A 17,674-nucleotide genomic window follows, 5' to 3' on the forward strand; every position below is an offset into this window, starting at 1 on the left:
ATCAAGAAAGTCCGAGTGAAGATGTATCTAGTCTCTTGAAACAACTTTATGCCTTGCCACTCAGTCAACGACATGTGGAATCAGATGGGCTTGTCTTTGATCCGGCGCAGATTACAAGAAAAACTGCGAATGGTGTTGCAGTCCCCCACGGAGACCATTATCACTTTATCCCTTATTCTCAAATGTCTGATTTAGAGCAGAAGATTGCAAGAATGATTTCTGAAAATTATCAAGGAAATCATACAACTGCAGGTGGTAAAGAATTAAAACCGATTCCGACTCCAAGCCTTCCAAAACCAATTCCTGCTCCAGAGCTTACCCCAATACCAAGTCCACAACCTGTACCAAATCCTCAACCAGCTCCAAGCAATCCAATTGATGGAAAATTGGTAAAACAGGCGATTCGAAAGGTGGTTGATGGTTATGTCTTTGAAGAGAATGGAACTTCGCGTTATATCTCTGACAAGGAACTTTCAGCAGAAACTGTTGCAGCCATTGATGATAAACTTGCCAAACAAGAAAGTTTGTCTCATGAGTTAGGAGCTAAGAAAACCAATCTTGCATCTGCGGATCAAAAATTTTACAACAAAATTTATGATTTACTAGCAACAGTTCATCAAGATTTGATTTCCAATAAAGGGCGCCAAGCTGATTTTGACGCTTTGGATAGACTATTGGAACGTCTCAATGATGAGTCAAGTGATAAAGTCAAGTTAGTTGATGATATCCTTGCTTTTCTAGCACCAATTACCCATCCTGAACGTCTTGGAAAACCAAATTCTCAAATTGCTTATACAGATGTTGAAATTAAATTAGCGAAATTAGCAGGTAAGTATACAACAGAAGATGGGTATATCTTTGACATTCGTGATATTACCAGTGATGAGGGAGATGCTTATGTAACTCCGCATATGACCCATAGTCATTGGATTAAGAAAGAGAGCTTGTCTGAAGCTGAAAGAGTAGCAGCCCAGGCTTATGCTAAAGAGAAAGGTTTGACACCTCCTTCAACAGAGAATCAGGGTTCAGGAGATACTGAGGTTAAAGGAGTAGAAGCAATCTATAATAAAGTTAAGGCTGCTAAGAAGGTTCCACTTGATCAAATTCCTTACAATTTACAACATACTGTTGAAGTTAAAAATGGTAGCTTAATTATACCTCATTACGACCATTACCATAACATTAAATTTGGGTGGTTTGACGAAGGACTTTATGAGGCACCTAAAGGCTATAGTTTAGAGGCTCTCTTTGCGACTGTAAAATACTATGTAGAACATCCAAGCGAACGTCCGCACTCAGATAATGGTTGGGGAAATGCCAGTGACCATGTTCGTAAAAATAAGCCAGAAGACAGTAAAACTGATGAAGATAAGAAACATGATGAAGTAAGTGAGACAACTCGCCCTGAATCTGATGAAAAAGAGAATCACGCAGGTTTAAATCCTTCAGCAGATAATCTTTATAAACCAAGCACTGATACGGAAGAGACAGAGGAAGAAGCTGAAGATACTACAGATGAGGCTAAAGTTCCTCAAGTAGAGACTGAAAAAGTAGAAGCCAAACTCAAAGAAGTAGAAGCTCTACTTGATACAGTAACCGATGCTAGTTTGAAAGACAATGTGGCAGAGAGTCTAGCTGGTTTACGAAATAATTTGAGTCTCCAAACCATGGATAATAATGGCATTATGGCAGAAGCAGAAAAATTACTTGCGTTGTTAAAAGGGAGTAATCCTTCACCTGTAAATAAGGAAAAAACAAACTAATTAAAAATGGGAGTCTCGATAAGAGGCTTTCATTTTTAATTATGTATATACGAAAAATTCTTGACAAGCAGTACTAAAAAGAGTAAACTATTAACTAGTTAATTAACCAGTTTATCATTTATGGTGAATCAAATAGAGTTAAGAAAAGAGGAAAGAATGAAAATCAATAAAAAATATCTAGCTGGGTCAGCAGCTGCACTTTTTTTAAGTGTCTGTGCTTATGAACTAGGTTTGCATCAAGCCCAAACTGTAAAAGAAAATAACCGTGTTTCTTACATCGATGGCAACCAACCAAGCCAAAAGGCAGAGACTTTGACACCTGATGAAGTCAGTAAAAAAGAAGGTATCAATGCCGAGCAAATTGTTATCAAAATTACGGATCAAGGTTATGTGACTTCTCATGGAGACCATTATCATTACTATAATGGCAAGGTTCCTTATGATGCTATCATTAGTGAAGAACTGCTGATGAAAGATCCGAATTATCAGTTGAAGGATTCAGACATTGTCAATGAGATCAAGGGTGGCTATGTGATTAAGGTAGACGGGAAATACTATGTTTACCTTAAAGATGCGGCCCATGCTGATAATGTTCGCTCAAAAGAAGAAATTACTCGTCAGAAGCAGGAACACGGTAGTAATCACGGAGGTGGTTCTAGCGATAAAGAGGTAGTCGCTGCCAGAGCTCAGGGTCGTTATACAACAGATGATGGTTATATCTTTAATGCATCTGATATTATAGAAGATACGGGCGATGCCTATATCGTTCCTCATGGTAATCACTTCCATTATATTCCTAAGAGTGACTTGTCTGCCAGTGAATTAGCCGCTGCTCGAGCCTTCCTAGCTGGAAAAGGTAGTCAAACAAGCTCAGTTGGCTATCGTCCGTCTACAAATTCTTCTAACAGTAGCTCATCAGAGGCATCGAATAGTAGTTCATATGGACAAACAAATCAAAGCAATGTTGAGACAAATACCAGAAGATGGGCTCCAAGTGTTAGCCCACAAGTGGATAATAGCTATCAAGAAAGTCCGAGTGAAGATGTATCTAGTCTCTTGAAACAACTTTATGCCTTGCCACTCAGTCAACGACATGTGGAATCAGATGGGCTTGTCTTTGATCCGGCGCAGATTACAAGAAAAACTGCAAATGGTGTTGCAGTGCCTCACGGAGACCATTATCATTTTATCCCTTATTCTCAAATGTCTGATTTAGAGCAGAAGATTGCGAGAATGATTTCAGTAAAAGGACAAAATAACGGAAACAACAGGCCAGTAAATACTCAAAAGCCAACAAACAGTACAGTTGAGCATACATTTTTAGGAAATTCAATTAAGGCTTATGGTAAGGGTTTGGATGGCAAACCATATGACACTAGTGATGGATATGTATTCAGTAAAGATTCTATCTATTCAGTTGATAAATCAGGCATTATAGCGAGACATCGAAATCATTTCCATTATGTGGGATTTGGAGAGTTAGAACAATTTGAACTAGATGAAGTTAGCAAGTGGATGAAGGAAAAAGGCCAACCTAATGAGAGTGTTATTCCTTCAGAGAATATGGATAACAAAGAAAAACCAAAATTTGATTCAAAAAAAGTGACTGGTAAAGTGACTAAAGATGGTAAAGTAGGCTATGTTCTTAAAGAAAACGGAAAAGAATACTTCTACTCTCGAGATGAACTTGATCTTACTCAAATTGCTTTTTCTGAACAAGAACTCATGCTTAAGGATCGAGATCATTATCGCTATGATATTGTGGACACAGGGATCAAACCAAGATTGGCTGTAGATGTCTCAAGTTTGCCGATGCATGCAGCGAATACTACCTATGATACTGGAAGTTCATTCATTATTCCACACATTGATCATATTCACGTTGTGCCTTACTCATGGTTAGAGCCTGATCAAATTGCGACTATTAAATATGTCATGCAACACCCTGAGGTTCGTCCTGAAGTTTGGTCTAAGCCGGGTCACGAGGACTCAGGTTCCGTTATCGCTAATGTGACTCCTATTGAAAAACGCACTGGAATGCAGAATTGGCAAATTATCCATTCTGCTGAAGAAGTTCAGAAAGCTCTTGCAGAAGGTCGATTTGCAACTCCAGATGGTTATATTTTTGATCCGAAAGATGTATTGGCAAAAGAAACTTTTGTATGGGAAGACAAATCATTTAGTATTCCAAGAGCTGGAGGTGGTTCATTGAGAAGTATCACTAAATCCGACTTATCAGAAGTAGAGTGGAAACAAGCTCAAGACTTAATTGCCAAAAGAATGAAAGAAAAAGACTCCAAAACTGAAACGACTACACATCCTAATGAAGAATTAAAACCTGATTCAAACAATACTGAAAATAGTGATAAGAATAAGACTGCTGTAGATAAAAATGAAGAGCAACCGAAGAAAAATATAGGGGTGAATGAGACTGGTACAACAAACGGAATTCCTTCAGAAAATAAAGAAAATTCCAAAGAAGAAAATGACGATGATTTACCAAACTATGGGTTAGATAAAGTAACTTTAAATGAACATATAGAAAAGTTAGCGAAAATTGCTCAAATTGATCCTAAGTTTCTAATCTTTCAACCAGAAGGGGTTCAATTTTACAATAAAAACGGTGAATTAGTGATGTATGACATTAAGACACTAAAACAAATAAAACCTTAAAAGATTTTTATTAGTTATAATCTATTCGAAAGGATATTGTTCTATTTTTGATAGAATAATGTCCTTTTCTTTGTTAAAAAAGCTGGGGTTTACTGTCTTAAAAAAATGAATCAAAGAGTCCTAAGCAGTGATTTTATTTTTGACGATTAAAAATCTTGACTTATTAAATAAAAAAAGATAAACTATTTACTAGTTAATTAAATGGTTAAACACTAGTTAAGGAGTTATGGTGAAAAAGAGGACGATTTTAGTATTGATGAGCAGTGTATTGGCTCTGGTATTAGCTGCTTGTGGCCAAAAGGAAAGCCAGTCAGGTAAAGGGATGAAAATCGTGACCAGTTTTTACCCTATCTATGCCATGGTTAAGGAAGTATCTGGTGACTTGAATGATGTTCGAATGATTCAGTCAAGTAGCGGAATTCACTCCTTTGAACCTTCAGCAAATGATATCGCAGCCATCTATGATGCAGATGTCTTTGTTTACCATTCGCATACACTTGAATCTTGGGCAGGAAGTCTGGATCCCAATCTAAAAAAATCCAAAGTTAAAGTTTTAGAGGCTTCAGAAGGAATGACATTGGATCGTGTCCCTGGTCTAGAAGATGTGGAAGCAGGTGATGGTGTTGATGAAAAAACGCTTTATGATCCTCACACTTGGCTAGATCCTGAAAAAGCTGGCGAAGAAGCCCAAATTATAGCTGATAAACTTTCAGAGGTTGATAGTGAACACAAAGAAACTTATCAAAAAAATGCGCAAGCCTTTATCAAAAAAGCTCAAGAATTGACTAAGAAATTCCAGCCTAAATTTGAAAAAGCGACTCAGAAAACCTTTGTAACACAACATACGGCCTTTTCTTATCTAGCGAAGAGATTTGGACTTAATCAACTTGGTATTGCAGGCATCTCTCCTGAACAAGAACCAAGTCCACGACAACTAACAGAAATTCAGGAATTTGTAAAAACCTATAAGGTTAAAACGATTTTTACAGAAAGTAACGCTTCTTCAAAAGTAGCTGAAACTCTTGTCAAATCAACAGGTGTGGGGCTTAAAACTCTGAATCCTTTAGAGGCAGACCCACAAAATGATAAGACTTATCTAGAAAACCTAGAAGACAATATGAGTATTTTAGCAGAAGAATTGAAATGAGGAGATTATGAAAATAAATAAGAAGAAACTTGCTGCTGGTGCAGCTGTCGTCCTTTCTTTAAGTCTTTGTATTTATGCATTGAATCAACATCAGACAGGAGAGAATAAAGATACGAATCGTGTATCTTATGTCGATGGGAAACAAGACACTCAAAAAACAGAGACACAAACACCAGAGCAAGTTAGCAAAAAAGAAGATATCCAGGCTGAACAAATTGTTGTGAAAATCACCGATCAAGGTTATGTGACTTCACACGGTGATCATTTCCATTATTATAATGGGAAAGTTCCTTTTGATGCGATTTTCAGTGAAGAACTTTTGATGAAAGATGCCAATTATCAACTTAAAGACGCTGATATTGTCAACGAAGTCAAAGGTGGTTACATTATCAAGGTAGATGGTAAGTATTATGTTTACCTTAAGGATGTGGCACATGCGGATAACGTTCGTTCGAAGGACGAAATTGAACGCCAAAAACAAGGTCATACTCACGATGCACCAACATCTAATAGTGCAGTGGCGCTTGCTCAATCTCAAGGTCGCTATACTACTGATGATGGCTACATCTTTAATGCATCTGATATTATAGAGGATACTGGTGATGCTTATATCGTCCCTCACGGAGGACATTACCACTACATTCCAAAGAGTTCCTTGTCTGCTAGTGAATTGGCTGCAGCACAAGCCTATCTCTCTGGAACTAGAAAACAAGCGAGTGTGACTGACTATCGTCCAAGTACAAATGGGACTGGTCAAACTACCAAGCCTATTCAACAGGCTGAAATACCAAGTAATAAAGCCGAGAGTCTTCAAAGTCTATTACAGCAGCTCTATGCTCTTCCAAGTACTCAACGATATGCTGAATCGGATGGTTTGACTTTTGATCCTGCTAAGATTTTAAGCAGGACACCGAGTGGTGTAGCGATTCCTCATGGAAATCACTATCATTTCATTCCCTATGCAAAGCTTTCTGCATTAGAAGAAAAGATTGCGAGAATGATTCCTCTAACTAGTGACAGTGTGAAACCAACACCATTGGAGAATCCAAGCAAACCAGCAGAAAAACCTACTCAGCAAAACCATCATCATGAGAAAGACGGTGACCATGGAAGTCAGGCCCCTAAGCATGAAGAACATGGACATGACGCTCATCATGATGAAGACCATGATCATGGTTTTGATGCCAATCGTGTCATCAGTGAGGATGATCAAGGCTTTATCATGACCCATGGTGATCACAATCATTATTTCTTTAAGAAAGATTTGACAGCAGACCAAATTAAGGCCGCTCAAGATCATCTGAAAGGTAAAAAACCATCAGTACCGAGTCCAGCCCATGATGATGAACACGATAACGATAATCATGGCCACAAACATGATGAAGACCATGATCACGGTTTTGATGCCAATCGTGTCATCAGTGAAGATGCGGCAGGCTTTGTCATGACTCACGGAGACCATAATCATTACTTCTTCAAGAAAGATTTGACAGCTGACCAAATTAAGGCCGCACAGGATCATTTGAGAGGTAAAACGACAGTAATACCTAGCCCAGCCCATGATGATGAACACGATAACGATAATCATGGCCACAAACATGATGAAGACCATGATCACGGATTTGATGCCAATCGTGTCATTAGTGAGGATGAGCAAGGCTTTGTTATGAGTCACGGTGATCACAATCATTACTTCTTCAAGAAAGATTTGACAGCTGAACAAATTAAGGCAGCGCAGGATCATTTGAAAACACATCATGATGCAGAGCCTGTAAAACCTCTTGCTAAAACGGTAGAGTCTTTCTCAAGAGATGCTAGCGATGAAGAAAAAATTGCTTATATTTCTAAGACCTATGGAGTTCCACTTGAAGCTATTAGAATTTCAAATGGATTCTTTGTCTTTGGAAATCCTGACCAAGCCTACGATCCAACTCATATCCATCCCTATGCTGTTCGTAGGGAACACGTTCGAATTCCGCTCCAAACTGGAAATCCAGAACTTGATTTCCTAAATGAACTTTATACGACTGCCTTACGTGATGGTGTGTCTCCTTATAGCTTACAGGTAGAAAATGGTAGTTTTGTGATTCCTCATGGTGACCACAATCACTACATCAAAGTTCAAACTAAGGGCTATGAAGTAGCGTTGAAAAACAAGATTCCAGCCCTACAATCTAACTATCAACCTGGAGCTTTTGATGAGAAGGCAGTTTTGGCAAAAGTAGATCAACTTCTAGCTGATAGCAGAAGCATCTACAAAGACAAGCCTATCGAACAAAGACAGATTGAGTTAGCCTTAGGTCAGTTTACTGAGAACATGAAGAAACTGGCAACTAACTCTACAGCAGGTTATCTTGCGACACTTGATCTCTTTGATAAGCAATATATCCATATTGATGAAAGTGTCAAACCTGTTGAAACAAGCACTCTAGATAAGAAATACCAAGCCTTGATTGATAAAATCAATACACTAGATACAGACTCTTATGGTCTTCCTAAGAAAGACCTACTCGTTCGACTCCAAGAAGCTAAGTTAGCTAAAGATGAGGCTGGTTTAGCAGCGGTTGAATCACAACTTCAAGCTTTGCAGGACTTTAATGATCGAACAGGTGTTACAACTGTAGAATACATCAAGTATTTCTACGAACACGTAAATGACGGTCGTTTGAGTGATAAACTTCGAAACAAAGTAGCTCAGTTGACTTGGACCTTGTATCAATCTCAATCCTTCCTTAAGGCAGCAGAATTGAACAAATTATTCCCAAACATCTATCAGGCAAAACAAGAAGTGGAAGAAGCTTTGAAAGCTCAACCAACTACTGCGAAATCAACGAAAACAGTTCTAGATACTGAAAAAGTAGATAACCAAACTGCGAAGACAGCTATTTATGGCTTCTTGAAAGAATTGTACGGAGACTTTATGCCTGAAGAACATGTCAATCATGTTAGCAAGGAAGAGGTAGAAAGCCTCTTGAGCAAGGCACATCAACTCTTGGAACAAATCCAAGAAGAAGGAATCAGACAATCCTTGGCAGAAGAAGTAGAAAATCTCAAAGCTGCCACAAACAAGGCTGATGCAGACTTGGATGAAGTAAACAGTCAGATAAAAGATGTCTTGACTCGTATCGCTAGCGCCCTCCAACAAGAGAAGGAAAATGCTGAGCAAGATCCTCAGACACTTGTACTCTATCAAAAACTCTACGATATTCTTATGTCGCTTCACACATACTTAGAAAACAATAAGGGTTCTGATGCAGACTTTGATAAGGTGGATGCATTACTAGACCAACTTTCTGCTAAGAGTAAAGATAAAGCCGCTTTACTTGAATTGACAAAAGCTATTTTAGTCTTGAATCAAGAAATCAAGTCAAAATCAAGCGCAAGTGAAGAAGCAACTCCAGCAACAAATGCCGAAGCAAATGGTGATAAGACCAGTGCTGAGAACCGACCAAACGTAGTTGCAGAATCTAACAGTGAAACTGCTAGCGACGAAAACAAAGCAAGCAATACAACAGACTCTAAACCTGCTGAATCAGCTTCAGAAAAGGAAACAACAGAATCTACAACAAGTACTGGAAATCAAGAAAAACCAGCAGACTAAAAAGAAAGGCGAAGTAGCTGAGCTACCTCGTCTTTTTAGTCTCTATAAGCGACGATACCAATGATGGTATCAACTGCACGTTCCATGGTCTGAAGGCTGACGTATTCAAAACGTCCGTGCATATTTTCTCCTCCTGCAAAGATATTAGGAGTTGGGATTCCCATAAAGGAAATCTTAGAGCCGTCTGTCCCTCCACGAATTGGTTCGATAATAGGAGTGATACCCAAATCTTCCATCACTGCTTTGGCAATGGTAACTGGAGTCATGTCTTTTTCAATGACTTCTTTCATATTGTAGTACTGGTCTGTCAAGTTTAGGGTGACACGGTCGCTATCAAGTTCTTGATTCATCTTATCAGCGATTGACTGCATAGCTGCTTTACGCGCTTCAAAGGCATCTTTTTCAAAATCACGTATGATGTAGCTTGCACGCGCCTCCTCGACACTACCTGTCACATCCATTAGATGGTAGAAGCCTTGGTAGCCATCCGTTAACTCAGGTCGGTCATTCTCTGGAAGTTGATTATGAAAATCAATTGCTAGCTGAAGGGCGTTGACCATTTGCCCTTTGGCAGTACCAGGGTGGACATTGCGCCCTTGGAAATGCAATTCAGCTCCAGCTGCTGAGAATGTCTCGTACTGAAGTTCGCCTAGTGGGCCACCATCAACTGTGTAGGCAAAATCAACATCAAAATCTTCTGCATCAAATTTATTAGCACCAACACCGATTTCCTCATCTGGTCCAAAACCAACACGAATTTCACAGTGCTTGATTTCAGGATGGGCAGTTAGATATTCAATGGCTGTCATAATCTCAGCAATTCCTGACTTGTCATCAGCACCTAGCAAGGTTGTTCCATCGGTTGTGATGAGTGTTTGTCCTGGATATTTTTCAAGACTCTTGAAGTCAGCCGGATCTAATTTGAAACCAGAATTCCCTAGTTCAATCACACCACCATCGTAGTTTTCAATTACCTGTGGATTGACTCCTTCGGCATTAAAATCAGCAGTATCCATGTGGGAGATGAAGCCAATCTTACGTGTTAACGATGGATCGTTGGCTGGCAAGGTTCCAATTGCAAAACCATTTGGTAGATAATAAACATTTTGTAATCCAACACGTTTCATTTCAGGAATTAGGACATTTGTCGCGAAGTCAACCTGACTCTGCGTACTTGGAGTAGTAGTAGAGTGTTCATCAGAGCGCGTGTTGACCTTAACGTAGGTTAAGAAGCGGTCCAAGAGATTGGGGTAAGTCATAAAAAACTCCTTTTGAATTCATTTTTTCCATTGTATCATATAAAGAAAAGAAAAACAAAAGACAGAAGTTAGGGAAATTCTTTGTGTTAGCGTTTACTTATCAACGAATTAATGATAAAATAAACTTGATAAAAACATCACAAGGAAGCAATTATGAAAAAAGCAATTTTAATGATGACTTTCGGTTCGCCAGAAGAGATTACCTTTGAAGGTGTGGCTGATTTTTTCACAAATATTCGTCGTGGAGTGAGACCTCAAGACCACGAGATTCAAACACTCTATGATAATTATGTACGTATTGGAGGTACGCCTCTGCAAAGAATTACCCGTGAAGAAGTTGCCTTAGTAGAAGCTAGACTGGGGAATGAGTATAGTGTCTATTTTGCCAATAAATTTTCCAAACCTTTTATTCCAGATGTGATTGGTCAGATGGAAGAAGATGGAATCGAGCAGTGTATTTGCTTGATTTTGGAGCCCCATTATTCTTTTTATTCTGTCATGGGATACGAGAAATTTTTAGAAAGCAAACAAATTCAATTTTTGGTTATTAAGGATTGGTATCAAGAAGAAGCGCTCTTAAACTATTGGGCTGATGAAATTGCTAAGATTTTAAAAGAAGAAGTAAAGCAGGATAGATTTAAAGTCATCTTTTCAGCCCATAGTGTACCCATTTTTGCCTTGGATTTTGGTGACCCCTATATCGACCAAATTTTCGAAAATAGCAAGCTAGTCGCTGAAAAACTAGGTTTGAGTTCTGAGCAATATACTAATACTTGGCAAAGTGAAAGTGATATCGGGATTCCATGGATTAAACCAGATGTTTTAGAGTATCTCAGAGAACAGAAAGAACATCCAGACCATTATATTTTTGTTCCTATCAGCTTCATCAGCGAGCATATTGAAGTCTTGTTTGACAACGATGTGGAATGTTATGACTTGTGTCAGGAATTTGGGGTGAACTATCATCGTCCACCAATGCCAAATACAGATTCTCGTTTGATTGATGCCTTGGTCAATACAGTCAGAGCCAATGAACATCAAGAATTTAAGGAATTTCTCCCAGAAGAAGAAACCTTTGATGAGTTAGTTCCTTCAGATGAGACTAAAAATATTTTGGCCGAATCTGAAGATTTACAAATGCCGGAATTTGTGAAAAAACTGATTGAGAAAAAAGGTCGGGAAAATGTTAAGATGCCTTATCTTATTAAGAAAATGCTTGAAAAAGCAGGCAAGTTACCGAAAGAGTAAAGAAAAAAGGATTTAGCATTGCGCTAGATCCTTTTAATTGATTATTTTTTCTCAAGAAGAGCTTTGATTTCCTGAAGTACTTCCAACTCAGTTGGACCAGCTGGAGCTTCTTCAGCTTCTTCTTTCTTAGTAAGGCTTTGAGCTTTTTCAATACCTTTGATAACGAAGAAGAGAACAGTACCGATAACTAGGAAGTTGATAACAGCACTCAAGAATTTACCATATGTAACACCATTCCAAGCAAGCTCAGCGATGTTTTGTACTTTCGCAGCTTCCAAGGCTGGATTCAAAATAAGTGGAGTGATGATATCGTTAACAAGTGAAGTAACGATTGCACCAAAAGCAGAGGCAATGATCACACCGACAGCAAGGTCAACAACATTACCACGAAGCAAAAATGCTTTAAGATCTTTTAACATTTTCATAATTTCCTTTTAAAAAATTTTTACACTTAATTATATATTAATTAAGAAGTTCTTGCAAGCTATATGTTTAAAATTTTTCTTATTTTTTAAAAATAAATACCTTACTAAAAATGTAATTGAGGATAATTATTAAGAATTGTGCAATAACTGTTTCAATGCCAATTACCTTATTAATATTATATTTTACAAATTGCCCGATAATATTAGGAAACTGAGTTACAAAGAGAAAAGTCAAAAACAAGTCTAAAAGAAAAGTAGAAAGACGTGCTATAGTAAATTTTACTAAACGAATTGACCAATTCTCTCTAGCTTGCTTAAAGACAATTGTATCATTGGTGATAAAAGCAAATAGGATACCGATAATATTTGCTAAGGCAGTAGCAAGGAGTTCTCTATGGGTTAATTGATAAATGACTAATCTAGATAGAATGGAGACAAGAGTAGTTGCTATTCCAAAAAAAAGATAGGCTAAGAGCTCATTCACGAAGAGACTTTGAATGCGTTTTTTCATGCTTTTAGTATAGCATAAAGCAGGCTATTGTGCTATACTAGTAAGGTTGATTCAAGCAACCCTTGGTGCTTAACTTCTTTCACCAAGCATATTTTACGCGGACAACCCGCCAAAGGAGAAAAGATGAAAAAATTAACTATTCGTGACGTAGCAGATATCGCAATCGTTGCTGCAATCTATGTCGTTTTGACTGTCACACCGCCTCTAAATGCCATTAGCTACGGTGCTTATCAGTTCCGCATTTCAGAAATGATGAACTTTATGGCTTTTTACAATCCAAAGTACATTATCGGTGTTACTATCGGTTGTATGATTGCCAATTTCTTTAGCTTCGGAATGCTAGATGTCTTTGTTGGTGGTGGATCAACCTTAGTATTCCTCAGTCTAGGTGTTTGGCTTTTTGCAAAATACAGCAAGGATTATCTTTTTAACGGATTGATTCGAAAAGATCATTTCTTCTTCTCAATCCTCTTTTCAATTTCTATGTTTACTATCGCTGCCGAGTTGAATATCGTAGCGCAATTACCATTTTTCCTTACTTGGTTTACAACAGGGATTGGTGAATTTGCCTCATTAATTATTGGTGCGATTATCATTGGAAAAATTGGTCGTCGAATTGATTTAAGCAAATAGAAGAAGATAAGCTAGGTAGCTCTTACCTGGTTTTTTCTTATGGAAAATTTCTAAGGAAACTTGACAAGTTTTTCTAACTATAGTATACTTCTTAAGTAAGCTGATTTAGCTCAGTTGGCAGAGCGCATCCATGGTAAGGATGAGGTCGCCGGTTCAATCCCGGCAATTAGCATGATATTTACAGGGAAACTCTTGAGCACAAGAGTTTTTTTCTTATGCTCGCGAGAAAAAATTCTGACTTTTGTATAATAAAAGTCATCCTGCAAAAATTTCTTATTGACAAAACCACTTATTTCTAGTAATATAATAGACGCGATGAGTCGATAGGTAGTCTTCGGACTACTATTGAGCATAAGGAGGTCATAACGCAGGAGCGGACCTTGATGAGTTGTGTGAACCTGCTCATCACATGAAGATGCCTCTTAGTCCCTAGTCTAGCGACTGGGGATTTTTATTTTCCAAAAAATGATGAAAAAGCTTTGCAATTCATGGAAAAAGTAGTATAATACATCTATTATAGAAATTTTTAGAAAATTCCGAAAGAGGTTATTTATGGGATATACAGTTGCTGTAGTCGGCGCGACAGGTGCTGTCGGAGCTCAGATGATAAAAATGTTGGAAGAATCAACACTTCCAATCGATAAAATTCGTTACCTTGCTTCTGCACGTTCAGCAGGCAAGACTTTGAAATTTAAAGATCAAGATATTACGATTGAAGAAACGACCGAAACAGCTTTTGAAGGAGTTGATATTGCTCTCTTTTCAGCAGGTGGTTCTACATCAGCTAAATATGCACCATACGCAGTTAAAGCTGGAGCGGTAGTAGTAGATAATACATCTTACTTCCGTCAAAATCCAGATGTTCCTTTGGTTGTTCCAGAGGTCAATGCTCATGCACTTGATGCCCACAACGGTATCATTGCCTGCCCTAACTGTTCAACAATTCAAATGATGGTGGCTCTTGAGCCAGTTCGCCAAAAATGGGGCTTGGACCGTATCATTGTTTCAACTTACCAAGCAGTTTCAGGTGCTGGTATGGGAGCAATTCTTGAGACACAACGTGAACTTCGTGAAGTCTTGAATGATGGTGTAACCCCACGTGATTTACATGCCGAAATCTTGCCTTCAGGTGGTGACAAGAAACATTATCCTATCGCTTTTAATGCTCTTCCACAAATCGATGTCTTCACTGACAATGATTACACTTACGAAGAGATGAAGATGACTAAGGAAACTAAGAAAATCATGGAAGATGATAGCATTGCAGTATCTGCAACATGTGTGCGTATTCCAGTCTTGTCAGCTCACTCTGAGTCTGTTTACATCGAAACAAAAGAAGTGGCTCCAATTGAAGAAGTAAAAGCAGCTATCGCAGCCTTCCCAGGTGCTGTTCTTGAAGATGATGTGTCTCATCAAATTTATCCTCAAGCCATTAATGCAGTGGGTTCTCGTGATACATTTGTTGGTCGTATCCGTAAAGACTTGGATGCTGAAAAAGGAATCCACATGTGGGTTGTTTCTGATAACCTGCTCAAAGGTGCTGCTTGGAACTCAGTTCAGATTGCTGAAACTCTTCATGAACGTGACTTGGTTCGTCCAACTGCCGAATTTAAATTTGAATTAAAATAGTCATATCGTTTAGGAGTTCAGATGAACTCCTTCTTTGAAATAGAGAGGTGTTTCTCATGTCTTATCAAGATTTAAAAGAGTGTAAAATCATCACAGCCTTTATTACTCCCTTCCATGAAGATGGTTCCATCAACTTCGATGCTATTCCAGCCTTGATTGAACATTTATTGGCTCATCATACGGATGGAATTCTTCTCGCAGGGACCACTGCTGAGAGTCCAACCTTGACCCACGATGAAGAGTTGGAACTGTTTGCAGCTGTACAGAAAGTTGTCAATGGGCGTGTTCCTTTGATTGCGGGTGTGGGTACCAATGATACGCGTGACTCTATTGAGTTTGTCAAAGAAGTAGCAGAATTTGGTGGTTTCGCAGCAGGGCTTGCTATTGTTCCTTACTACAACAAACCTTCTCAAGAAGGAATGTATCAGCACTTTAAAGCTATTGCAGACGCTTCTGACTTACCTATTATCATTTATAACATTCCAGGGCGTGTGGTTGTCGAATTAACTCCAGAAACCATGCTTCGTTTGGCTGACCATCCAAATATCATTGGTGTTAAAGAATGTACCAGCTTGGCTAATATGGCTTACTTGATTGAGCATAAGCCAGAAGAGTTCTTGATTTATACAGGTGAAGATGGAGATGCTTTCCATGCCATGAACCTTGGTGCGGATGGGGTTATTTCTGTTGCCTCTCATACAAATGGGGATGAGATGCACAAGATGTTTACTGCCATTGCAGAAAGCGATATGAAGAAAGCCGCAGCTATTCAACGTAAATTCATTCCTAAGGTTAATGCCCTCTTCTCATATCCAAGTCCTGCTCCTGTCAAGGCTGTTCTCAACTATATGGGATTTGAAGCTGGTCCAACTCGTCTACCTCTTGTTCCAGCACCAGAAGAAGATGCCAAACGTATTATCAAGGTTGTCGTAGATGGCGACTACGAAGCAACTAAGGCAACTGTAACAGGGGTCTTAAGACCAGATTACTAATAAAGACAATAAAATCCATGACCGCAAGAACGATCATGGATTTTTCTTATTTTCCTAAACAGAATTGGCTAAAGAGTTGGGTGATGAGTTCATCAGGAGCAGCATCACCTGTGATTTCTCCGAGGTTTTCCCAAGTACGAGTCAAGTCAACTTGAAGCAAGTCAACTGGCATCCCTAGTTCCAGCCCTTCATTAACAGCTTGTAGGCTTTCAACTGCTTTTTCAATCAAGGAAATATGACGGGCATTTGACAAGTAAGTGGCATCTTGCTCAACCAAACCAGCATTTTCAAAGAAGAGGTTGTTGATTCTCTCTTCAATCTTATCGATGTTTTGGTTTTTAAGGACTGAAATGCGGATGACGTCTTCAGGTAGTTCCGAAGTTTCAATCGCTTCAGGCAGGTCGGTTTTATTAAGAAGAATAATACGGTTTGTATCTTGGCTAATCTCAAGAAGTTGTCGGTCTTGGGCAGTCAGTGGTTCACTGGCATTTAGCACTAGTAGAACTAAGTCGGCTTCCTTAAGGGCTTTTTTCGAACGCTCAACTCCAATTTGTTCGACGATATCATCCGTTTCACGAATACCAGCTGTGTCAATCAATTTTAGGGGAACACCGTTGATGTTGACGTATTCTTCAATGACATCACGTGTCGTACCAGCAATATCTGTGACGATAGCCTTGTCCTCACGCAAGAGGTTGTTGAGAAGGCTTGATTTCCCAACGTTGGGGCGTCCGATGATAGCTGTTGAAATTCCCTCACGGAGGATTTTGCCGCGACGGGCTGTCCTAAGGAGATTAGTTAGCAATTGCTCAAATTCCATAGTCTTCTCACGGACAACAGCAGTAGTGGCTTCCTCAACATCGTCGTACTCAGGATAATCAATATTGACCTCGACTTGGGCAAGTGTATTGAGGATTTCTTGACGGGTATTATTGATAAGATCAGAAAGGGAACCATCAAGTTGTTTGACCGCAATGTTCATGGCCTTGTCTGTCTTGGCGCGGATGATATCCATCACTGCCTCGGCCTGTGTCAAATCTACGCGACCGTTTAAAAAAGCACGTTTGGTAAATTCACCAGGTTCTGCCAGCCGAGCTCCTTCACGGATAGCTAGCTGGAGAATCTCATTGGTCACCGCAATCCCACCGTGAGTGTTAATCTCGATAATATCCTCACGAGTGAAGGTCTTTGGAGACTTCATAGCTCCAACCATAACCTCGTCCATGACTTTTCCTGTCTGAGGGTCAACGATGTGACCGTAGTTAAGGGTATGGCTAGCAACCTGACTCAAGTCTTTTCCTTTAAAAATCTTTTGTGCAATAGCAAAACTTTCTGTACCGCTCAGGCGGACAATACCGATAGCTCCTTCACCTAGTGGAGTAGATATAGCAGCGATGGTATCAAATTCACGTGTAATCATAATGTTTCCTTTAATAAATAGCTCTTTTCTTGGAAAATTCTCCAAGTCTCTTTTCAAATTGTAACAAATTTGAACTATTTCTTCAATGGATGCTACTTGGAGATTGAAAAAGCCTAAGCAATTCTGCTTAAGCTAGCTTATTTGGTGCGCATTTCACCTTGAGGGAAGTAAGTTCCTTCTGGCATGTCATTGATGATGACATGAACAGCTGATTGAGGGGCCCCAGTATTACGGACAACAGCTTCCGTTACTTCCTTAGCAAGAGCTTTCTTTTGTTCGAGCGTGCGTCCTTCAAATAAATCGATGCGTACAAATGGCATAATAGCTTCCTCCACTAGTTTTTGATTTCTTCTATTTTACCACATTTTGCCGT

The 17,674-nt window shown here is 39.1% G+C and carries 13 protein-coding genes, 1 tRNA gene and 1 riboswitch; of the genes, 9 read left to right on the forward strand and 5 right to left on the reverse strand.

Annotated elements, in window-relative coordinates; genetic code table 11:
• The 4 genes from PAN07_RS00005 to PAN07_RS00020 all read left to right on the forward strand — a co-directional run.
• Nucleotides 1-1,763, forward strand: a 1,763-nt coding sequence (locus PAN07_RS00005) for a pneumococcal-type histidine triad protein (RefSeq protein WP_269796673.1), incomplete at its 5' end; no start/stop codon positions are given.
• A gap of 156 nt (nt 1,764-1,919) precedes the next feature.
• On the forward strand, nt 1,920-4,436 hold the full coding sequence (locus PAN07_RS00010; RefSeq protein ID WP_084863503.1) for a pneumococcal-type histidine triad protein: 2,517 nt from the start codon (nt 1,920-1,922) through the stop codon (nt 4,434-4,436).
• A gap of 229 nt (nt 4,437-4,665) precedes the next feature.
• Entirely contained in the window at nt 4,666-5,583 is a 918-nt protein-coding gene (gene adcAII / locus PAN07_RS00015; RefSeq protein ID WP_269796731.1) for a zinc-binding lipoprotein AdcAII, read from the forward strand.
• Between the two features lie 7 nt (nt 5,584-5,590).
• Nucleotides 5,591-9,184: a pneumococcal-type histidine triad protein gene (locus PAN07_RS00020; protein ID WP_269796674.1), complete on the forward strand. Its 3,594-nt coding sequence runs from the start codon at nt 5,591-5,593 to the stop codon at nt 9,182-9,184.
• Between the two features lie 35 nt (nt 9,185-9,219).
• On the opposite strand, the gene pepT is transcribed toward PAN07_RS00020, so the two are convergent.
• Nucleotides 9,220-10,443 carry a peptidase T gene (pepT, locus tag PAN07_RS00025; protein ID WP_269796675.1) on the reverse strand — a complete coding sequence of 408 codons (1,224 nt, stop codon included), beginning with the start codon at nt 10,441-10,443 and terminating at the stop codon, nt 9,220-9,222.
• A gap of 153 nt (nt 10,444-10,596) precedes the next feature.
• On the opposite strand from pepT, the gene hemH reads away from it, so the two are divergent.
• Nucleotides 10,597-11,691, forward strand: a complete 1,095-nt coding sequence (gene hemH, locus PAN07_RS00030; RefSeq protein ID WP_269796676.1) for a ferrochelatase — start codon at nt 10,597-10,599, stop codon at nt 11,689-11,691.
• Between the two features lie 41 nt (nt 11,692-11,732).
• On the opposite strand, the gene mscL is transcribed toward hemH, so the two are convergent.
• A complete protein-coding gene (mscL, locus tag PAN07_RS00035; RefSeq protein WP_049515283.1) occupies nt 11,733-12,110 on the reverse strand; it encodes a large conductance mechanosensitive channel protein MscL in 378 nt (125 codons plus the stop codon).
• A gap of 85 nt (nt 12,111-12,195) precedes the next feature.
• Nucleotides 12,196-12,627, reverse strand: coding sequence for a GtrA family protein (locus PAN07_RS00040; RefSeq protein WP_269796677.1), 432 nt, complete (start codon nt 12,625-12,627; stop codon nt 12,196-12,198).
• Nucleotides 12,628-12,655: 28 nt separating this feature from the next.
• Nucleotides 12,656-12,753, forward strand: a riboswitch (PreQ1 riboswitch).
• Between PAN07_RS00040 and PAN07_RS00045 the strand changes: the two genes are divergently transcribed.
• The 4 genes from PAN07_RS00045 (at nt 12,751) to dapA (ending at nt 15,881) form a co-directional block, all read left to right on the forward strand.
• Nucleotides 12,751-13,260 carry a QueT transporter family protein gene (locus PAN07_RS00045; RefSeq protein ID WP_020901343.1) on the forward strand — a complete coding sequence of 170 codons (510 nt, stop codon included), beginning with the start codon at nt 12,751-12,753 and terminating at the stop codon, nt 13,258-13,260. Its footprint overlaps the riboswitch before it by 3 nt.
• 99 nt (nt 13,261-13,359) lie before the next feature.
• Nucleotides 13,360-13,432, forward strand: a tRNA-Thr gene (locus PAN07_RS00050).
• Between the two features lie 380 nt (nt 13,433-13,812).
• The gene (locus PAN07_RS00055; protein WP_269796678.1) at nt 13,813-14,889 is read left to right on the forward strand and encodes an aspartate-semialdehyde dehydrogenase; all 1,077 of its coding nucleotides are present in this window, start codon (nt 13,813-13,815) and stop codon (nt 14,887-14,889) included.
• Between the two features lie 56 nt (nt 14,890-14,945).
• A complete protein-coding gene (dapA, locus tag PAN07_RS00060; RefSeq protein WP_061864151.1) occupies nt 14,946-15,881 on the forward strand; it encodes a 4-hydroxy-tetrahydrodipicolinate synthase in 936 nt (311 codons plus the stop codon).
• A 46-nt stretch (nt 15,882-15,927) separates the two neighbouring features.
• On the opposite strand, the gene mnmE is transcribed toward dapA, so the two are convergent.
• Both mnmE and PAN07_RS00070 read right to left on the reverse strand, forming a co-directional pair.
• Nucleotides 15,928-17,301, reverse strand: a complete 1,374-nt coding sequence (gene mnmE, locus PAN07_RS00065; protein ID WP_061864150.1) for a tRNA uridine-5-carboxymethylaminomethyl(34) synthesis GTPase MnmE — start codon at nt 17,299-17,301, stop codon at nt 15,928-15,930.
• A 137-nt stretch (nt 17,302-17,438) separates the two neighbouring features.
• Entirely contained in the window at nt 17,439-17,621 is a 183-nt protein-coding gene (locus tag PAN07_RS00070; RefSeq protein WP_001117401.1) for a 4-oxalocrotonate tautomerase, read from the reverse strand.
• Nucleotides 17,622-17,674: the final 53 nt, after the last annotated feature.

The organism is Streptococcus sp. SM5, assembly GCF_027497975.1.

What these genes read in the sequence shown, in the direction of transcription:
- PAN07_RS00070 (WP_001117401.1), bottom strand. Translation starts at nt 17,621, where the DNA reads ATGCCATTTGTACGCATCGATTTATTTGAAGGACGCACGCTCGAACAA.
- PAN07_RS00020 (WP_269796674.1), top strand. Translation starts at nt 5,591, where the DNA reads ATGAAAATAAATAAGAAGAAACTTGCTGCTGGTGCAGCTGTCGTCCTT.
- dapA (WP_061864151.1), top strand. Translation starts at nt 14,946, where the DNA reads ATGTCTTATCAAGATTTAAAAGAGTGTAAAATCATCACAGCCTTTATT.
- PAN07_RS00045 (WP_020901343.1), top strand. Translation starts at nt 12,751, where the DNA reads ATGAAAAAATTAACTATTCGTGACGTAGCAGATATCGCAATCGTTGCT.
- hemH (WP_269796676.1), top strand. Translation starts at nt 10,597, where the DNA reads ATGAAAAAAGCAATTTTAATGATGACTTTCGGTTCGCCAGAAGAGATT.
- pepT (WP_269796675.1), bottom strand. Translation starts at nt 10,443, where the DNA reads ATGACTTACCCCAATCTCTTGGACCGCTTCTTAACCTACGTTAAGGTC.
- PAN07_RS00055 (WP_269796678.1), top strand. Translation starts at nt 13,813, where the DNA reads ATGGGATATACAGTTGCTGTAGTCGGCGCGACAGGTGCTGTCGGAGCT.
- PAN07_RS00040 (WP_269796677.1), bottom strand. Translation starts at nt 12,627, where the DNA reads ATGAAAAAACGCATTCAAAGTCTCTTCGTGAATGAGCTCTTAGCCTAT.
- mnmE (WP_061864150.1), bottom strand. Translation starts at nt 17,301, where the DNA reads ATGATTACACGTGAATTTGATACCATCGCTGCTATATCTACTCCACTA.
- PAN07_RS00010 (WP_084863503.1), top strand. Translation starts at nt 1,920, where the DNA reads ATGAAAATCAATAAAAAATATCTAGCTGGGTCAGCAGCTGCACTTTTT.
- mscL (WP_049515283.1), bottom strand. Translation starts at nt 12,110, where the DNA reads ATGTTAAAAGATCTTAAAGCATTTTTGCTTCGTGGTAATGTTGTTGAC.